General features: G+C 73.7%; 13 protein-coding genes. 6 read left to right on the top strand and 7 right to left on the bottom strand.

Translation table 11 applies throughout. From position 1 onward, the window contains the following. Positions 1-32: 32 nt before the first annotated feature. The 3 genes from ACZ4Z1_RS03385 to ACZ4Z1_RS03375 all read left to right on the top strand — a co-directional run bounded on the left by ACZ4Z1_RS03385 (position 33) and on the right by ACZ4Z1_RS03375 (position 3,967). On the top strand, positions 33-1,094 hold the full coding sequence (locus tag ACZ4Z1_RS03385) for a glycosyltransferase family 2 protein (protein WP_468484892.1): 1,062 nt from the start codon (positions 33-35) through the stop codon (positions 1,092-1,094). Between the two features lie 249 nt (positions 1,095-1,343). After that, positions 1,344-2,825: an MFS transporter gene (locus tag ACZ4Z1_RS03380; protein ID WP_468484891.1), complete on the top strand. Its 1,482-nt coding sequence runs from the start codon at positions 1,344-1,346 to the stop codon at positions 2,823-2,825. Between the two features lie 35 nt (positions 2,826-2,860). Then, positions 2,861-3,967: a polyprenyl synthetase family protein gene (locus ACZ4Z1_RS03375; protein ID WP_468484890.1), complete on the top strand. Its 1,107-nt coding sequence runs from the start codon at positions 2,861-2,863 to the stop codon at positions 3,965-3,967. Here the strand turns inward: ACZ4Z1_RS03375 and ACZ4Z1_RS03370 are convergent. The 4 genes from ACZ4Z1_RS03370 to ACZ4Z1_RS03355 all read right to left on the bottom strand — a co-directional run bounded on the left by ACZ4Z1_RS03370 (position 3,955) and on the right by ACZ4Z1_RS03355 (position 10,712). Next, the gene (locus ACZ4Z1_RS03370) at positions 3,955-6,054 is read right to left on the bottom strand and encodes an LCP family protein (RefSeq protein WP_468484889.1); all 2,100 of its coding nucleotides are present in this window, start codon (positions 6,052-6,054) and stop codon (positions 3,955-3,957) included. The two genes, ACZ4Z1_RS03375 and ACZ4Z1_RS03370, sit on opposite strands and share 13 nt — an antisense overlap. A 110-nt stretch (positions 6,055-6,164) precedes the next feature. Further along, entirely contained in the window at positions 6,165-7,940 is a 1,776-nt protein-coding gene (locus ACZ4Z1_RS03365) for an LCP family protein (RefSeq protein ID WP_468484888.1), read from the bottom strand. Positions 7,941-8,169: 229 nt separating this feature from the next. Next, positions 8,170-9,516, bottom strand: a complete 1,347-nt coding sequence (locus tag ACZ4Z1_RS03360) for an LCP family protein (RefSeq protein WP_468484887.1) — start codon at positions 9,514-9,516, stop codon at positions 8,170-8,172. Positions 9,517-9,959: 443 nt separating this feature from the next. Beyond that, positions 9,960-10,712: a TIGR03089 family protein gene (locus ACZ4Z1_RS03355; RefSeq protein ID WP_468484886.1), complete on the bottom strand. Its 753-nt coding sequence runs from the start codon at positions 10,710-10,712 to the stop codon at positions 9,960-9,962. 127 nt (positions 10,713-10,839) lie between these two features. On the opposite strand from ACZ4Z1_RS03355, the gene ACZ4Z1_RS03350 reads away from it, so the two are divergent. The 3 genes from ACZ4Z1_RS03350 (at position 10,840) to ACZ4Z1_RS03340 (ending at position 14,399) form a co-directional block, all read left to right on the top strand. Next, positions 10,840-12,228, top strand: a complete 1,389-nt coding sequence (locus ACZ4Z1_RS03350; protein WP_468484885.1) for a peptidoglycan recognition protein family protein — start codon at positions 10,840-10,842, stop codon at positions 12,226-12,228. A gap of 73 nt (positions 12,229-12,301) precedes the next feature. Then, complete coding sequence (gene manB, locus ACZ4Z1_RS03345) at positions 12,302-13,384, top strand: mannose-1-phosphate guanylyltransferase (RefSeq protein WP_468484884.1); 1,083 nt, start codon at positions 12,302-12,304, stop codon at positions 13,382-13,384. A gap of 100 nt (positions 13,385-13,484) precedes the next feature. Continuing rightward, positions 13,485-14,399 carry a DNA-3-methyladenine glycosylase family protein gene (locus ACZ4Z1_RS03340; protein ID WP_468484883.1) on the top strand — a complete coding sequence of 305 codons (915 nt, stop codon included), beginning with the start codon at positions 13,485-13,487 and terminating at the stop codon, positions 14,397-14,399. A 39-nt stretch (positions 14,400-14,438) separates the two neighbouring features. Here ACZ4Z1_RS03340 and ACZ4Z1_RS03335 read toward each other — a convergent pair whose 3' ends face one another. From ACZ4Z1_RS03335 to ACZ4Z1_RS03325, 3 genes are read right to left on the bottom strand one after another with little or no spacing between them, the layout of a single operon-like run. Continuing rightward, positions 14,439-15,791 (bottom strand): coenzyme F420-0:L-glutamate ligase, encoded by a 1,353-nt coding sequence (locus ACZ4Z1_RS03335; protein ID WP_468484882.1) that lies wholly within the window; start codon positions 15,789-15,791, stop codon positions 14,439-14,441. Next, the gene (cofD, locus tag ACZ4Z1_RS03330; RefSeq protein WP_468484881.1) at positions 15,788-16,744 is read right to left on the bottom strand and encodes a 2-phospho-L-lactate transferase; all 957 of its coding nucleotides are present in this window, start codon (positions 16,742-16,744) and stop codon (positions 15,788-15,790) included. Before cofD ends, ACZ4Z1_RS03335 begins: the two co-directional genes overlap by 4 nt. A gap of 41 nt (positions 16,745-16,785) precedes the next feature. Next, positions 16,786-17,322, bottom strand: a complete 537-nt coding sequence (locus ACZ4Z1_RS03325) for a cysteine dioxygenase (protein ID WP_468484880.1) — start codon at positions 17,320-17,322, stop codon at positions 16,786-16,788. Between the last annotated feature and the right edge of the window lie 56 nt (positions 17,323-17,378).

The raw sequence follows: 17,378 nt of genomic DNA, 5'->3' as shown, positions 1-17,378 counted from the left end.
CCCCGTCCCCCATACGCGGTAACGTGACCGCGATGAACGCCACGCCACCGCAGCAGCTCCCGGCCGTCTCCGTGATCATGCCGGTGCTCAACGAGGAACGTCATCTGCGCAGCTCGGTCCAGCACATCCTGGAACAGGAGTACGCCGGTGAGATGGAGGTGGTGATCGCGCTCGGCCCCTCGACGGACCGTACCGACGAGATCGCCGCCGAGCTGGTCGCCGAGAACGCCGCGAACGAGCGGGCCCGGGTGCTGACCGTGCCCAACCCCACCGGCCGCACCCCGGCCGCCCTGAACGCGGCGATCAAGGCGTCCCGCCACCCGGTGGTGGTACGCGTCGACGGCCACGGCATGCTCTCGCCGGACTACATCGCGACCGCCGTGCGCCTCCTGGAGGAGACCGGCGCGCAGAACGTCGGCGGCATCATGCACGCCGAGGGCGAGAACGCCTGGGAGGACGCGGTCGCCGCCGCGATGACCTCCAGGATCGGCGTGGGCAACGCGGCCTTCCACACCGGCGGCGAGGCGGGCCCGGCCGACACGGTCTACCTGGGCGTCTTCCGGCGCGAGGCGCTGGAGCAGCAGGGCGGTTACAACGAGGAGTTCATCCGCGCCCAGGACTGGGAGCTGAACTTCCGCATCCGTGAGGCGGGCGGGAAGATCTGGTTCTCGCCCGAGCTGAAGGTCCGGTACCGGCCGCGGCCCAGCGTCCGCGCGCTCGCCAAGCAGTACAAGGACTACGGGCGCTGGCGCCATGTCGTGGCCCGCTACCACGCCGGTTCGATCAACCTGCGGTACCTGGCGCCGCCGACCGCCGTGTGCGCCATCGCGGCGGGCACCGTCGTCGGCGCCCTCGTCACGCCGTGGGGCTTCGCCGTCCCGGCCGGTTACCTGGCCGCCATCACGGCCGGCTCGGTCCCGGCGGGCAAGGGCCTGCCGCTGAAGGCCCGCGCCCGGATCCCGGTCGCGCTGGCGACCATGCACATGTCGTGGGGCTGGGGCTTTTTGACCAGCCCGCGGTCGCTGGCCGAGAAGGTCATCGCCAGCCGCCGCCCCGCGGTGACGGCGCCGCGGCAGGCTGCCGCGGCCGAGTGACCGTACGGGCGGTCGGCCCGGCCGGCCGGTGACCGTACGGACGGCCCGCACGCCCGGCCGGTGACCGCGCGGGCCCGCGCACCCGGCTGGCGCGGACGGCGCTCGTACCCGGAGATCCCGGATCCCCGGGTGCGGGCGCCGGCGCGTACCGGCTCCCTCCCGCACCACTGCACCTCCCGCATCACCCGCCCCTCCCGTCACAGCAGACCACGCGGGCTGGGCACAGACGCACCGTCATGGTTACGATACGTGCCTCGGTCATCACTGACCGTGCTCGGCGACCGGCTGGAGGTGCCTCCCGTGCGTCCCTGGGCGGCGCTGGTTGTCCTGCTGTGCGGCACGTTCCTCGCCAACCTCGATGTCTTCATCGTGGTCGTGGCGATGCCCGCGCTGGAGCGGGACCTGGGCGCGGGCGGCGGGCAGCAGCAGCTCGTCCTCGCGGGCTACCAGTTGGTGTACGCCCTCGGACTGGCCGCCGGCGGCCGGCTGGGCGACGCGCTGGGCTCCCTGCGCGTCTTCGGCCTCGGCATGGCCGTCTTCACCGGCGCCTCGGTCGCCTGCGGGACGGCGCCCACCACGGCCGTCCTGGTCGCGGCCCGGCTGCTCCAGGGCGCCGGCACGGCACTGATGGTGCCGCAGGTCTACCGCGCGGCACACACCCTGTTCACCGGCGCGGCCCAGCGCCGGGCGTACGCCGCGATCGGCGCGGTGATGGGGCTCGGCGCGATCGGCGGGCAACTGCTCGGCGGCTGGCTGCTGTCGGCGGACGTCCTCGGCCTCGGCTGGCGCGCCGTCTTCCTCATCAACGTACCGGTGGGCGTCCTGGCGCTCACGCTCCTGCCGTGGGCGGCGGGCGGACACCCGCCCGTGCACCGCGGGCCGGTGCGCGCCGACCTGCCCGGTGTGGGCCTCGCGGCCGCCGCCCTCGGGCTGTTCACCGTCCCGCTGGTGGCGGGCGGCGCGGGCGGCATGGTGTGGTGGGGCCCGGCCTGCCTGGCCGCCTCCGTACCCGTGGCGGTCTGCTTCCTGCGCCACGAACGCGCGCTGGACGCCCGGGGCGGCGACCCGCTCGTACCGCCGAGGCTGCTGCGACTGGCCGGCTTCCGCCGCGGCATCGTGCTGATCGTCCTGATCAACTGCGGGCTCGCCGCGTTCGTCCTGATGCTCGGCCTGCTGCTGCAGAAAGGACTGCGCTGGAGCCCGCTGGCCACCGGCGCGGGCATGGTGCCGGCCGCGGTCGCGTTCGCCTGCGGGTCGCTGCTCGCGCCGCGGCTCGCCCGCGGCGCCGAGGCCCGGCTGCTGGTCCTGGCCTCCCTCGCCGCCACCGCCGGGTACGCGGGCTGCGCCGTCAGCGCCCTCGGCGACGACCCCCGGCAGCTGCTCGGCGCGGTGTGCGCCGTCGGCGGCGCGCTGGGCCTGTGCGTCACCCCGGCCCTGTCCGTGACCCTGCGCACCGTGCCGGGGCCGGTCGCTGGCGCGGCGTCCGGCGTGGTCTCCACGGCCCAGCAGCTCGGCGCCGCGCTCGGCGTGTGCGCCTTCGGCTTCCTCTTCTTCGCCCAGGTGCGTGCCACGGCCGACGTGGTCGCCGCCTTCGCGGTCACCACCATCGCACTGACCACGACGTCGGCAGCCGCCGCCGTCCTCGCCCGCGGCCTGCCTCCGGCGGCCGCGCCCGCCGTCCTCCCGGAGGACGCCGCCGGTGCCCCGGCACCGCGGGACCTCCCGATGTGACACCGGACCGACCCCCTGACCGTACGGAGACACGCTTGTCCCCTCATCCCCGGTCCGCCGCCGCGCGGCCGAGCCCCGAAGCCCGGCTCGCCGAGGTCTTCCCGCAGGTAAGGCAGTACCTGGCCGGGCTCCTCGACGCCTACCGGCCCCGGTACGCGTACCTGCGGCCCGCGCTCGAACGGCTCATCGCCCACGGCAGGCGGACCCCCCTCGAATGCGCGCTGCCGCTCCTGGTGCACGGCGCCGTCGAGGGCACCCTCGAACCGGCCGTCCCGGTGGCCGGGGTGCACGCCCTGTGGTGGCGGGCCGCCAACACCTTCGACGACGTGTCGGACGGCGACACCGGGCCCCGGCTGTACGGCGGCGACCCGGCCGCCCTCATGACGGCCGCCCTGGAATGCGGCTACGCCCTGCCGCTGCGCGCCCTGGCCGCGCTGCCGGTGCCCGGGCCCCTGCGCGAGCGTCTGGCCGCGGACTACCTCGACGGCTGGACCGCCGCCTGTGACGGACAGGTCGGTGACATTCTCGGTACGCCGACCGGGACCAGCCCCGAGGAGGTCCTGACGGTCTACCGGCACAAGAGCGGCTCGGTCTACGCCATGGCCGCCACGATGGCGGCCCGCCTCGCGCTCGGCGCGGACGGCGCCGACGACCCGCGGGCCGCCGCCTGGGGCGAGTTCGGGCAGGCCGTCGGGGTGCTCGCGCAGTTCCGCAACGACGAGGACGACCTGCGCTCCGGCCACAGCGAGGACCTCGGCAACCGCACCGCCACCTACCTCCTGGTCCAGCTGCTGCACTCGGCGACCGGCGCGGCCAGGGAAGAGGCGGTGGAACTTCTCGGCCGGGCCGCCGACTCGGCCGCCGACCGCCGCCGGCTGGCCGCCATGATGTACGACCCGGACGTCCTCGTCCCGTACCAGCGCTTCCTCGCGGACGTCCACCAGCGCGCCCACGCCCTGCTGGACACCCTCGCCCCCGCCTCGCCCTTCACCGCGTCCCTGCACCGGCGCGTCGACGACGAGGTGCGCACCACCGCGTACGCCGTCGCGCCGGCGGGCCCGCCCGGCGCGCACTGCACCCTGCCCCCGGGCCCGGTGGTGCCGCCCGGCCGTGCCCAGGGGCGGTCCGGTCAGAAGGTGTAGGCCGGGTTCACCTTCATGCAGGCCTTCTTGTCCTCGCCGTTGAGGGCGTCGGCACTGTCCGGCGCCTTGTCGGCCTCCTTCTCGCCGGCCGGCGGCTTCGGGAGCGACGTCCCCTTGCGCCAGTCGTTGCCGATCACCAGCCGCAGCTGTGTGGCCGAACGCGACTCCTTGACCGCGTCCTTGGACAGGCCGAGGGCCTTCGCGAGGGCGAGGGCGTCGCCGCGCCCCTCCTCGGCCGGGTAGGTGATGGTGGTGTCGGCCTGGGTGGTCAGGCGGGAGTCCATGGCGGCGCCCGTGTAGCCGAGGGACACCAGGTGGTTGTAGATCACGTTCGCGCGGCCGGAGACCGGGCCCTGGACCGTGCTGTTGGTGCCGTTCTGGACGATGACGTCCAGCTTGCCCTTGGCGGTCGTCGGCTGCGGATCGGGCGCGGGCTTCTTCTTCTTGTCCTTGCCGTCCAGCGCCGTGTCGTTGCGGACGAGGGAGAAGGTCTGCTCGGCGTCGCCCGGCTTGGGTACGACGTATTCGCCGCCCGCCGCGTACTGCCACGGCATGGTGACCATCGTGATCCGCTCGGTCGGCACCCGCTGGAGGTCGCCGCCCAGGTCGTACAGCTTCTTGACGCTGCCCAGGCCCTCGTCCACCGTCAGCGCCTTGGTGGCGGCCTCGGCCAGGTCGCGCAGCTTCATCGGGTCGGTGAGCTTGGTGCCCGCCTTCAGCTCGCGGACCATCGAGTTCATGTACATGTGCTGGGCCTTGGCGCGGCCGATGTCGGTGTTGTCCTCGAAGCCGTAGCGGGTGCGCAGCCACTGGAGTGCCTGTACGCCCTTGACCGAGTGGGTGCCCGCGGTGAGCTTCAGGCCGCTGCCGTGGCCTTTCTTGTCGTGCGAGTAGATGTTCTTGTCCACACACACGGGGACCCCGCCGACCGCGTCCGCCATGTCCACCACGCCGGCGAAGTCGACCATCATGAAGTGGTCGATGTAGATGCCGGTCAGTTCTTTCCAGGTGGCGACGGTGCAGCCGGGGCCGCCGTGCTGGAGCGAGGTGTTGATGGCTGCGGTGGTCTGCGGGTAGACCTTGCCGTCGTCCGGGTCCTTGCACTCGGGGATCGGCACGCGGGTGTCGCGCGGGATCGAGATGACCGACATGTTGCTGCGGTCGGCGGAGACGTGCAGCAGCATCTGCACGTCGGCCAGCGGCTTGCGGTCCGCGTCCTGGCGGGCGCCGCCCAGTTCGATGTTCTTCTCGCTGTTCCGGCCGTCCGAGCCGAGCAGCAGGATGTTCAGCGGAGTCTGCCCGAAGGCGTTCGGCTCGGGCTTCTCCAGACCACCGGAGCCCAGGTCCAGGGCGTCCTTGCGGAGGTTGCTGTTGAGGTGCTCGTAGTACCAGTAACCGGCGCCGGCCGTGCCCGCTATCAGCACGGCCAGGGTTATCGCACTCCAGCGCAGCACGCGCCGGGCCTTGCCGCGCGGTCTACCGGCGCGGCGGGTTCCCTTGGCGGCGGGCTCGGTGTCCGCGGCGGGGGTGCCGGATGAGTCGGAGGCGTCGGCGGGCGAGGCGGTGGGTTCGGCCGGGTCCTTGACGGCGGTGGCGGTGGCCGTACCGCCGGTGGTGGCCGTACGGGCCGTACCGGCAGTGGCTGCACCGGTGGTGGGCGCCACGGACGTGCCCGTGCCGGATCTGCCTCTGCCGGCCGTGCCCGTGACCGCCGTACCCGTGACGGCCGGCGGAGGAGCCTGACCGGCGCTGCCGCCGCCGTTCGCGGGCGGGCCCGCGACGCCGCCGGTGATCACGGGCGGCCCTGACACACCGCCCGTGATCACCGGCGGGACGGCCGCGCCGCCGCCCGCCGGGGGCGTGCCGGTGCCGCCGGAAGCGGTGGGGGCTCCGGGCGGGCCGGGGACGTCCGGGGCGTCCGGGGGAGTGGCACCGCCCCGGTCCGCCGCCTGCTCACCTGCGGGGCCCGACGCCCCGGTCCGCCCGTCGCTGCGCCCGTTCTCGTACAGGCTGTCGTCCCAGCCCAGGTCCTTGGCGTCGGGTCGGCGCCGGTGTGGCCCGTCGCCGCGCGCACTGCTGTGCCGCATTGGGTTTCTCCCCCGTCAGTCGGCGCCGGTCACGGCGGCCGGGGCTCGCTTGGTCTTTCCGGCTGCCCCGTGCAGCCGCGGACCGGCCGGGGAGCCCGGCCGGTGTCCGGCTACTTGGCGCAGATGTTCTTGTCGTCGGCGTTGACGTTCTGCACGCCGTCCGGCGTTTTCGTCGGCGCCTCGATCGACTTGCCCGGTTCCTCGAAGTCCTTGCCCAGGATCAGCTTCATCGGGACCTTGGGCCCCGCGTCCGCGGTGGTCTTCTTCAGCGCGCTCTTGGGCAGCCCCATCCAGTCGGCCAGGGTGGCTGCCTGGTCGGCCTGGTTCGGTGCGTACTCCAGCCGGGTCGCGGCCAGCTTCGTCGGGGCGTTGCCGGCGTTCGTCGACAGCTTCGCGGCCTTGCTGTTCTGCAGCCAGTCCACCGTCTCCTGGGCGGCACCGATCGGTCCGCCGCCGTTGCTGACATCGACCCGGACCTTGTCGGCCGGCGCCTTGGGAACCTTCTTCTCGTCCGACGTGCCCTTGCCCTTCTTCGTCTTGGTCCCGGACAGCGAGTGGTCGGCGCGGATCATCTGGAACAGCGGTCCGGCCTTCGCCTCGTCCAGTACGACGGTTGCGGGGTCCTTCGGGTTGTCCAGGACGGGAACTGTGGCGAAAGTGATGTTCTTGATGTCGACCCGGCTGAGGTCCTTGGCGAGGTCCACCAGCTTGCCCGCGCTGCCGATCCCGGTGTCCACGGTCAGCGCCTTGGTGGCGGCCTGGGCCAGGTCGTAGAGCTTGGGAACGCTGGTGAGGGTGTCGCCGGACTTCATCTTGCGGATCATCGAGCCGAGGAACTGCTGCTGGAGCTGGATGCGGCTCAGGTCGCTGCCGGTGCCGACGGAGTGCCGGGTTCGGACGAAGGCCAGCGCCTGCTCACCCTTGACGATGCTCTTGCCCGCCGGGAGCTTCAGGTGGGACTTGGGGTCGTTGATGGGCTTGGCGGCACACACCTCGACGCCGTCGACCGCCTCCGACAGCTCCTTGACCGCGTTGAAGTCGGCCATCATGAAGTGGTCTATGGACAGGCCGGTCATCTTCTCGACGGTGCGCCAGGTGCAGCCGGGGTCGCGGTCCTCCTGGCCCAGACTGGTGTTGAAGCGGACGTTGCGCTCGCCCGGGACCGTCCTGGTCGCCCCGTCCTTCTTGGTGGGGCAGTCCGGGATGTCGGTGATCATGTCGCGGGGGATGCTCAGGGCCGTCGCGTTGGTGCGGTCCTTGGAGACGTGCATCAGCAGCGTGGTGTCGGCGTGGCCCACGCTGCCCGCGTCGCCGTAGCCCTGGTTGCCCTTGCCGGAGCGGGCGTCCGTCCCGATGACCAGGATGTTGACCGGGCCGTCCTTGACCGCCGGGTTCTCCTTGCCGACGTCGACCTTGGAGATGTTCCCGTTCAGCTGCTGGTACAGGTAGAACGCGCCGCCGCAGCCCGCGACGAGGACGAAGCCGAGCGCGCCGGACGTCCAGTAGAGGGCCTTCTTCTTCGTGGACTTCTTCGGCTTGGGCTTACGGCGGCTGGGCGCGCCGCCGCCGGGCGGTGCGGAACGGTTCCCCGCGCGCCGGTCGCGCTGGGCCGGCAGCTCACGGGTGTCGGAGTCCCTGCCGGGCCCGCCGCCGCTTCCAGAACCGTTTTGCCCCGTACGGATGCCGGGTGCGGGAGTACCCCGGCCGCCCTCCGGCCGTGGCGTGCCACTGCCGCGCCGGGGCCCGGGAGCCCTGCGGCCGGCAGGCTGTGCCGCCGGGGCGTCGCCGGGATCCAGCCGCAACTCGTAGGTGCCGGTGTTCGGGTCGAACACCCACTGGTCTGCGGGATCGATGTCGTCCCCTCGCCCACGGCCTTGCGCGTCCACGGTGCCTTGTGTCCTCCGTCGGTGCCACGCGGCGCCTCCCCCTCAAGGCGCTCGGTCGGTCGGTTGTGCAATGCGCGGTCAGCCTGGTCGTGCGGACCGGATCGCTCACACTATCCGCCCAGTTCAGCGTCGAGCGACGCCCGTGACACATTCCACTCCCCTACAACTGGGCAATTCACCCCATCTTTTCGAAAGATTTCAAGCGGCCGAGCGTACCTTTGCGGAGCTCTTAGCGGCAGATCCCGCGTTCCGCGGTGGTTCCCCGGAACGTGGGTGTCGCGGTCGGAACGGCGGAACCGGTCGACGCGTCGTTCACGGAATCCTTACGCGGTCCGGAAGCCGGGCCGGGGGAATGCGGCGGTCCCGCCGCGCCCCGTGCCCGGCCCGGCGCGGCGGACGCCCCGGGGGCCGGCGCGGAGGGTGCGGAGACGGGCCGCACGGTCACCGGGCGGTCCTTGCCCAGCTGCCGGAAGAGCTGCTCGGCGTCCGGCTGGACGAGTTCGTCGCGGTCGGTGTCGTAGCGGTACTCCTGGCGGGGAACGGTCAGAAACTGCACCTTGTCGGTCGGGATGCTGCGCATACCGCGAACCCATTCGTACAGGCCCCGCAGCGACGCCAGGTCCTCGTCGGTGGTCAGGGAACCCGTCGCGGCGTCCAGCAGCGGATAGAGCCGTCCGGGGTGCAGCAGTACGCCGTTGCTCTGGACCTTGTTGACCAGCGCCGCCAGGAACTGCTGCTGACGCTCCATGCGCTGGGTGTCGCTGCCGTCCCCGAGGCTCTTGCGCGCCCGGACGTAACCGAGCGCGTCCTCCCCGCGCAGCGTCTGCCACCCGGCCGGCAGCCGCAGACGCGCCTCGTCGTCCTTGACGGGCCGTTCCAGACACACGTCCACACCGTCCACCGCGTCCACCATTTTCTTGAACCCGGCGAAATCCACGATCATGTGGTGGTCGATCCGAATACCGGTCATCTTCTCCACCGTCCGGATCGTGCAGGCCGCGCCCGCGAACTCGAACGCCCAGTTGAACTGGATGAATTGCGGCGCCGACGGCTTTCCGTCGGAACGCTTGCAACCGGGAATGTGCACCATCAGATCGCGCGGGATGCTGACCGCCGTGGCGCTCCTGCGGTCCGCCGCCGCGTGCAGCAGAATCGTGGTGTCCGAGCGCTGGGTGCCGTTGTCCGACCCGTACTTGCCGTTGTTCTCCCCGGAGCGCCGGTCGGAGCCGATCAGCAGCACGTTCTCCGCGCCGCCGGGCTCCGACTTGGGCCGCTCGGCCTCGTACTTCTCCAGCTCGTTGCGGGTGTCGTGATCGGTGCGGATGTTGCCGTCCAGCTTGTTGTAGAGCAGCCAGCCGGTACCGGCCGCGGCCAGCATCAGCCCGGAGAGCCCGAGGGCGGTCCAGCGCATCCACCGCCGCCTGGGCCGCGGCCCGGCGGCCGTCGCGCCGCTCTCCGCCGCGAGATTCAGCGGCGGGGCCGCGAGCGGGGGCGTGCGCGCGCCCGGCTCGCCGGCGGGGCCCTGCGGGCCGCGCGGCCCCGGGCCGCCGGAAGGGTTCTCCGGGCTGTCGCTCACGTGTGCGTCCCCATCCCTCCGGAGTCGGCGTCCCGCCCGCGCGGGTGCCACCGTCCGGCGGGCGGACGTGCGGGCCCGCAAGGGCGTCCGTACCCCAAGATCATGGCCCGCCCGGCGCGTACCGGCCCCTCACGGCGGGCCGGGCGTCCGCCGGACGGAGGACAGCACGGCGCAGCCGGTGCCCGGACCCGGCCGGAATCCGGAGCCGCGGCCTCAGGGGGAGCCCGATGGGCCGGGGGAGGACGCCCCTAGGGCGTTTCTGATGGATCTCCGTGGGGGGCACCGAGCGGCGTTCGGTGCGTGCGCTTGGGGGTCCCCCTGCTCGAAGAGCTTGGGGGAGTGCGGTGTGAAGGGTCATGTGGCGGAGCCACCTGTCCCTTCGCGCCGTGCGGCGAGAGTGCGTGCCGGGCGTCGCGAGGCCACGGAGATCCATCAGAAGCGCCCTAGACCGCGCGGTGCGTGACCCGCTCGCTCTCCTCGCGCTTGGCCAGGCCGTCCGCGTCCAGCCGGTCGACGTTGCGGCACAGGACGACCGAGCCGCCCGCGGCCAGCGGGGCGAGCAGCCCGGCGGACAGGCCCGCCCAGCCGTCGTACGGCAGGCCGGACAGCAGCCGGGAACCCGCGGACAGCCCGCGCTCCGCGGCGTCGGCCAGCGCCGCCGCCGCCACCTCGGCGCCGGTCAGCTCCCGGCCGTCCACGGCGAGCGCGGGGTCCTGTGGCGAGACCGGTGCGTACGGCGCGAACCGGTCGCCCTGGCTCGGCACCTCGACCGCGTAGTCCGCGAAGCCCTCCGGCGGCTGCGGGAAGCGGCCGCCCAGCGGGCGCAGCGCCAGCGCCACCCGTTCTCCCGTGCAGGCGCGGGCCTCCTCCAGGGTGTCCGGGCCGCTCACCACCAGGTCGGCCGCCGCCGGGTCGCCGCCGACGTCCGCGACGACGCCGACCGAGGAGCAGGCCAGCAGCCAGACCGCGGTCTGCCAGTGCGCGGGCAGGAGCAGCGCCAGGCGGTCACCGGGCTCGGCGGCGAGGTCGCCCTGGAGGTAGTTGGCGGTCTTCGCCACCCAATTGGCGAAGGTGGCGACGGACAGTTCCACGCGCTCGCCGGTGGCGTCGTCGTAGAAGGTCACCAGCGGGCGGGCCGGGTCCGCGGCGAGCGCGGAACGCAGCAGGTCGGCGGGGGTGCGATCGGTGGTGTTCATCGGCGTCAGGGTACGCGCGGCAGTGGCCGGCGGTCAGCCGGACGGCGGGCGGCCACGGGGCGGCCGGGCCGACGCGCCGTCAGTTTCATGAATGGCATGTTATGTCCCAGTCGTTCACGCTTTCTCCATGCGTGCCATTCTTGCTACCTCGATCGCCGTGACGTGCACCGCCGCCCTCGCCCTCCCGCTCGCCCTGCCCGCCGGGGCGACCTCCGCCGGCCCGGCCGGCACCTCCGCCACCGGTACGTCCGCACGGGCCGTACCCGCCGGCATCCCCGGCAGCACCCGCTCCCTGCCCCTGCGCCCCCTTGACACCTCGGACCGGAGCGCGGCACCCGGCGCCCAGGGCCGGTCCGCCCGGGGCGTCTCCCCGTTCTCGATGGTCGGCGTCGTCTGGGACGACCCGTCGGCCGACCTGCACGGCCACGTCCAGGTCCGTACCCGGCCCGTCGGCAGCTCCGGCTGGTCCGGCTGGCAGGACATCCAGGCGCACGACGACGACGCGCCCGACCCGCGCTCCGCCGGGTACCGGGGCGGCTCCGTACGGGGCAGCACCGCACCCCTGTGGGTCGGCGCCTCCGACGCCGTCGACCTGCGCGTCGTCCCGGAGCGCGACGGCAGCGGCCGGACGGCCGCGCGCCGGACGCTGCCCGCCGGGATGCACCTGGAACTCGTCGACCCCGGCAAGGACTCGCCCCAGGTGCGCGCGGCGCGGACCGGCGGCCGGTCCTCCGACGAGGACCGGCCGAATCCGCCCCGCAACGGCGGGACCGTCGGCTCCGCCCTCGACGCCCTGCTCGGCGTCTTCCGCATCCCGGCCATGGGCAGGCCCGCCGCCCCCGGCGACGAGTACGACGACGACCCCACCCCGAGCCCCACCGCCACCTCCCGCCCCACCACCCCCCGCTCCCACATCGGCCCGCGTCCGGCCATCGTCACCCGGGCCGGCTGGGGCGCCGACGAGAAGCTGCGCGAGCGGAAGTTCGCGTACACCAGGAGCGTCCGGGCGGCCTTCGTCCACCACAGCGCCACCGGCAACAACTACAGCTGCAGGCAGGCCCCTTCGGTGCTGCGCGGCATCTACCGCTTCCACGTCAAGAGCAGCGGCTGGCGCGACATGGGCTACAACTTCCTCATCGACAAGTGCGGCACCGTCTACGAGGGCCGCGCGGGCGGCGTGGCCAAACCGGTGATGGGCGCGCACACCCGCGGTTTCAACCAGAACAGCATGGGCATTGCTGTCCTCGGGTCGTTCGAGAATGCAAATCCGTCGGCCGCGGCCGTATCCGCGGTGGCAAAGCTGACGGCATGGAAGCTCGGCCTGTACGGAGTGGACCCGCGCGCCACCACGACCCTGGTGTCCGCCGGGGGAAACCGGTTCAAGAAGGGCACCCGGGCCAGGCTGTCCACCGTCTCGGGCCACCGGGACGGCGTCAGCACCGAGTGCCCCGGCGACCGCCTGTACGGGAAGCTCGGCACCGCGCGCAGTTACGCGGCTCGCCTCCAGGGCCGCTGAAAGTCCGTTCGAAAGTATCTGCCTACACTGGTCCGCCGACCGGCCGACCCCAGCAGGAAGCAGAGAAGACAAGGTGACTGAAGCGATCCTCCTGGTCGGCGGCAAGGGCACCCGGCTGCGCCCGCTGACGGTGCACACGCCCAAGCCCATGGTCCCGGCCGCGGGCGTCCCGTTCCTCACCCACCAGCTGGCGCGGGCCCGCGCCGCGGGTGTGGAGCACATCGTGCTGGCCACGTCCTACCTCGCCGAGGTCTTCGAGCCGTACTTCGGCGACGGGTCCGCGTTCGGCCTGCACCTGGAGTACGTCACCGAGGAGGAGCCGCTGGGCACCGGCGGCGCCATCCGCAACGTCGCCTCCCGCCTGCACTCGGCCCCCGGCGACCCGGTCCTGATCTTCAACGGCGACATCCTCACCGGCCTGGACATCGAGGCTCTGGTGGACACCCACCGCACCACCGGCGCCGACGTCTCCCTGCACCTGACCAAGGTCGCCGACCCGCGCGCTTTCGGCCTGGTGCCCACCGACGCCACCGGCCGGGTCACCGCCTTCCTGGAGAAGCCGCAGACACCCGAGGAGATCGTCACCGACCAGATCAACGCGGGCGCCTACGTCTTCGACCGCTCGGTCATCGACACCATCCCGGCCGGCCGCCCGGTCTCCGTCGAACGCGAGACCTTCCCCGGCCTGCTGGACAGCGGCGCCCACCTCCAGGGCATGGTCGACTCCACCTACTGGCTGGACCTCGGCACCCCGCAGGCGTTCGTCCGCGGCTCCGCGGACCTGGTGCTGGGCCGCGCACCGTCCCCGGCCGTCCCCGGCCGCTGCGGCGACCGCCTGGTCATGGACACCGCCGACGTCGCCCCGGACGCCAAGATCACCGGTGGCTCGGCCATCGGCCCCCGCACCCGGATCGGCGCGGGCGCGCGCATCGACGGCAGCACCGTCCTGGAAGGCGCCGTCGTCGAGCCGGGCGCCCGCGTCCGCGACTCGCTGGTCGGCGCCGGGGCGCGCATCGGGCCGCGGACGGTCCTGGAAGGCGCGGTCATCGGTGACGGTGCCCACATCGGCGCCGACAACGAGCTGCGCGACGGCATACGGGTGTGGTGCGGCGCCGAGATACCCGAGGCCTCGGTGCGTTTCTCCTCGGACCAGTAGCCACCGGCAGCCCGCCGCGGCGCCCCGCCCAGGCGCCGGTGTCCCGCCCGCCTCGCCGACGCCACACCGGCGCACCACGGATATCACTTACCCTGGCCGGATGCCCGCCCCCCTCCGCCGCACCTGGGCCCCGCCCGGCCCGTACGACCTGCACCGCACCCTCGGTGTGCTCGGGCGCGGCCCCGGTGACCCGGCCTTCCGGGTGGTGGACGGCGCGGTCTGGCGGGCCAGCCGTACGCCGCTGGGGCCGGTCACCCTGTGCGTACGGGCGCGGCCCGGCGCCGGGGAGGTCGAGGCCGAGGCGTGGGGGCCCGGCGCCGAATGGATGCTGGACGGGCTGCCCGCCCTGCTGGGGGAGGGCGACGACCCGGCGGCTTTCACCCCGCGGCACCGCCTCGTCCACGAGGCGCACCGCCGCCACCCCGGTGTGCGGCTCGCCCGTACCGGGCTGGTCCTGGAGTCGCTGATCCCCTCGGTCCTGGAGCAGAAGGTCACCTCCGACGAGGCGTACCGCGCCTGGCGCCTGCTGCTCCAGCGGCACGGCGAGCCCGCGCCCGGCCCGTTCGAGCGGCTGCGCGTGATGCCCGATCCGGGCGGCTGGGCGCTGATCCCGTCCTGGGAGTGGCACCGCGCGGGCGTCGACCACAAGCGCTCGTCGGCGATCCTGCGCGCCGTACGCGTCGCCCGCCGTCTGGAGGAGGCCGCGGCCATGGACCTGCCGGACGCCCTGCACCGGCTCCAGCTGGTGCAGGGCATCGGCCCGTGGACGGCCGCCGAGGCGTTGCAGCGCTCCAACGGCGCGCCCGACGCCATCACCGTCGGCGACCTGCACCTGCCGCGCATCGTCGGCTACGCGCTGACCGGGCAGCGCGACGGCACCGACGAGCAGATGCTCGACCTGCTCGCCCCCTACGAAGGGCAGCGCCACCGCGCCACCCGCTTCATCCTGCTGTCGGGCCGGACCCTGCCGCGCCGCGCACCGCGCTTCCCCGTCGGGGACATCGCCCGGCTGTAGCGACGGCCGGGCGGCGCCCCGACGGGTACGGCGCCGGGCTCAGCGCACCACCACGAAGTCGTCCCCGGCGCGCGCCGGCCGTGGCCGGGGCGGTGCCGCAGGACGGCCGACGGCCACCGCGCCCATCGGGTCCCAGTCCGCCGGGAGGTCCAGCACCTCCCGTACGACGTCGCGGCAGAACATCGTCGAGGACACCCAGGCCGACCCCAGCCGCTCGCCGGCCAGCGCGACCAGGAAGTTCTGGATGCCCGCGCCGCCCGCGACGACGAACATCTCCCGCTCGGCGGCGTTGCGCCGCGCGTCCGGATACGTGTGCGAGCCGTCCATCACCAGGCACGGCACGACCAGGTACGGCGCGTTGCGCAGCACGTCGCCCCGGCGCACCCGCTTGGCGATCGACTCCTCGCTGAAGCCGTCCCCGCGCAGGTCGGCGACCCACGCGTCCCGCATCGCGTCCAGCAGTCCGGTGCGGGAGCTCTCGGACTCCAGCAGGACGAAGCGCCAAGGGGTGGTGTGGTGCGGCGCGGGCGCGGTGACCGCCGCGGCGACCGCGCGCCGTACCGCGCCGGGGTCCACCGGGTCGTCGGTGAACTCGCGGACCGTACGCCGCAGGGTCACCGCTTCCCGTACGGCCTCGGAGGTGCCCAGCCGGAACATGTCGTTCTCGGCCGTGCGCACCAGGTCCCGGGCGCCCGCGTCGGCGCCCGCGTCGCCGTCCGCGCCGTCGCCGCGCACCACGTGCGGCAGCCCGCGGACCACCGCCACCGGCAGCCCGGCCGCCTTGCCCTTCACCAGGTCGCCCGCCGCGGCCAGTTCGTCGGCGGTGGCGACCACCGTCGCGCTCAGCGGATTGCCGTACGCGTCCACACCGCCGCGCAGGTCGTCCAGGACCCGGACCCCGGCCGCGCCGATCGCGACATCGGTCAGCCCGCTGCGCCACGGCCGCCCGGAGGTGTCGCTGACGACGACGCCGACCCGTACGCCCAGTGCCTCCCGCAGCCCGTCGCGGATGGCGCGCGCCGAGGCGTCCGGGTCCTCGGGCAGCAGCAGCACGGTGCCGGCCGGGGTGTTGGACGCGTCGACGCCCGCCGCCGCCATGACCAGGCCCTGCCGGTTCTCGACGATGCGCAGCGTGCCGCGGCGCGCCACGACCCGTACGGTCTCCTGGTCGATGGCCGCCTCGCGGTCGGTGGCTTCCACGATCCGGCCCTCGGCCTTGCTGACGATCTTCGAGGTGACCAGCAGCACGTCGCCGTCGGCGAGGCCGGGCAGCCCGTCGGCGGTCGCCGCGGCCGCGATGATCTTGGCGAGGTCGTCGCCGTCCCGCACCTCGGGGATGCCGGGCAGCGCCCACACCCGGTACGCGGCCGGGGCCGGTCCGGAAGTGCTCATGCGCGGACCTCCTCGGCCAGCGCCAGCGCCTCGCGGGCCATCGCGGCGGTCGCCTCCAGGTCCGTCATCATCAGCGGTACGGCCTTGCAGCGGATGCCCGCCTCCTCGACCCCGGCCACCGCGCCCGCGTCGACCGTGTCGACGAGCCAGCCGTCCAGCAGCCCGGAGCCGTAGTGCTGGGCCACCGCCGTGGCCGTCGACTCGACGCCGACCGCCGCCAGCACCTTGTCCGCCATGCCGCGCACCGGCGCGTCCCCGACGATCGGCGACAGCCCGACCACCGGCACCCCGGCGTCCGCGATCGCCTCGCGGATGCCCGGCACCGCCAGGATCGTGCCGACGCTCACCACCGGGTTGGACGGCGGGAAGAGCACCACGTCGGCCTGGGCGATGGCGTCCAGCACGCCGGGCGCGGGCTTGGCCTGCTCGGCGCCGACCGGTACCACCGCGTGCGCGTCCACCGAGGCACGCAGCCGTACCCAGTACTCCTGGAAGTGGATGGCCTTGCGCTCCCCGTCGACGTCCACGGCGACATGGGTCTCGATCCGGTCGTCGGACATCGGCAGCAGCCGTACGCCCGGCTTCCACCGCGCGCACAGCGCCTCGGTGACCGCGCTGAGCGGGTAGCCGGCGCCGAGCATCTGCGTACGGACGATGTGGGTGGCGAAGTCGCGGTCGCCGAGCCCGAACCACTCGGGGCCGACCCCGTAGGCCGCCAACTCCTCCTTCACCCGGAAGGTTTCGTCGGTACGGCCCCAGCCCTGCTCCTCGTTGATGCCGCCGCCGAGCGTGTACATCACGGTGTCGAGGTCCGGGCAGACCTTCAGCCCGAACAGGTGGATGTCGTCACCGGTGTTGCCGATGACCGTGATGTCGGCGTCCGGCGCCGCTGCTTTCAGACCCCGCAGGAAGCGGGCGCCGCCGATGCCGCCGGCGAGAACCACAATGCGCATGGGACCAGCATGTCAGGGGGCGGCCGCCTCGTGGGAGGCGGTCAGGGTGCGACGGCCTCGTGGGAGGTGCCCGCCGCGCAGCGGGCGCTGTGCATCGGCATGTCGGTCAGGCCGGGGAAGTACACGTGCAGGCTGACGGCGGGTACGAGCGCGTCGTTGACGACCTCGTGGACGTACCCGGGCGCGAAGACGCGCTGCGCGCCGGCCGCCAGGGCCCGGTGCCCGCCCGCCGTACGCTCGCTCAACTCACCCTCCAGCACGGTCAGTACGCCGGAGGAGGGGCCGTGGTCGTGCCGTCCGCTGCCCTGCCCGGGCAGCCAGCTCAGCAGCCAGACCTCGTAGCCGACCGGGGCCTCCCCTGTGCGGGCGGAGCCGAGGGCTCGGGGAACGGCGCGCAGCCGGTGGTACCAGCGAGTGGTGGCGTCGTAGCGCACCAGCGGGGCCCAGGCCGCGCGGTCGGCGGCGATCTCACGGGCGAGGCCGGCGAAGCCCGCGACGGTGGCGGGGTGGGCGGGGACGGGCGGGAGCAGATGCGGGATCGCGAGCGGGTCGCCGGCGATCTGGACGTCGCTGTTCATGTGCGGGATTTCCTCGGCAGGGTGCTCAGGTGGCGCGGAGGGGTGCGCCGCCGCGC

It is taken from the genome of Streptomyces sp. NPDC030165 (genome assembly GCF_055573595.1).
Note: the sequence above shows the minus strand (reverse complement) of the source record. Positions and strands in the feature narration are given on the sequence as shown.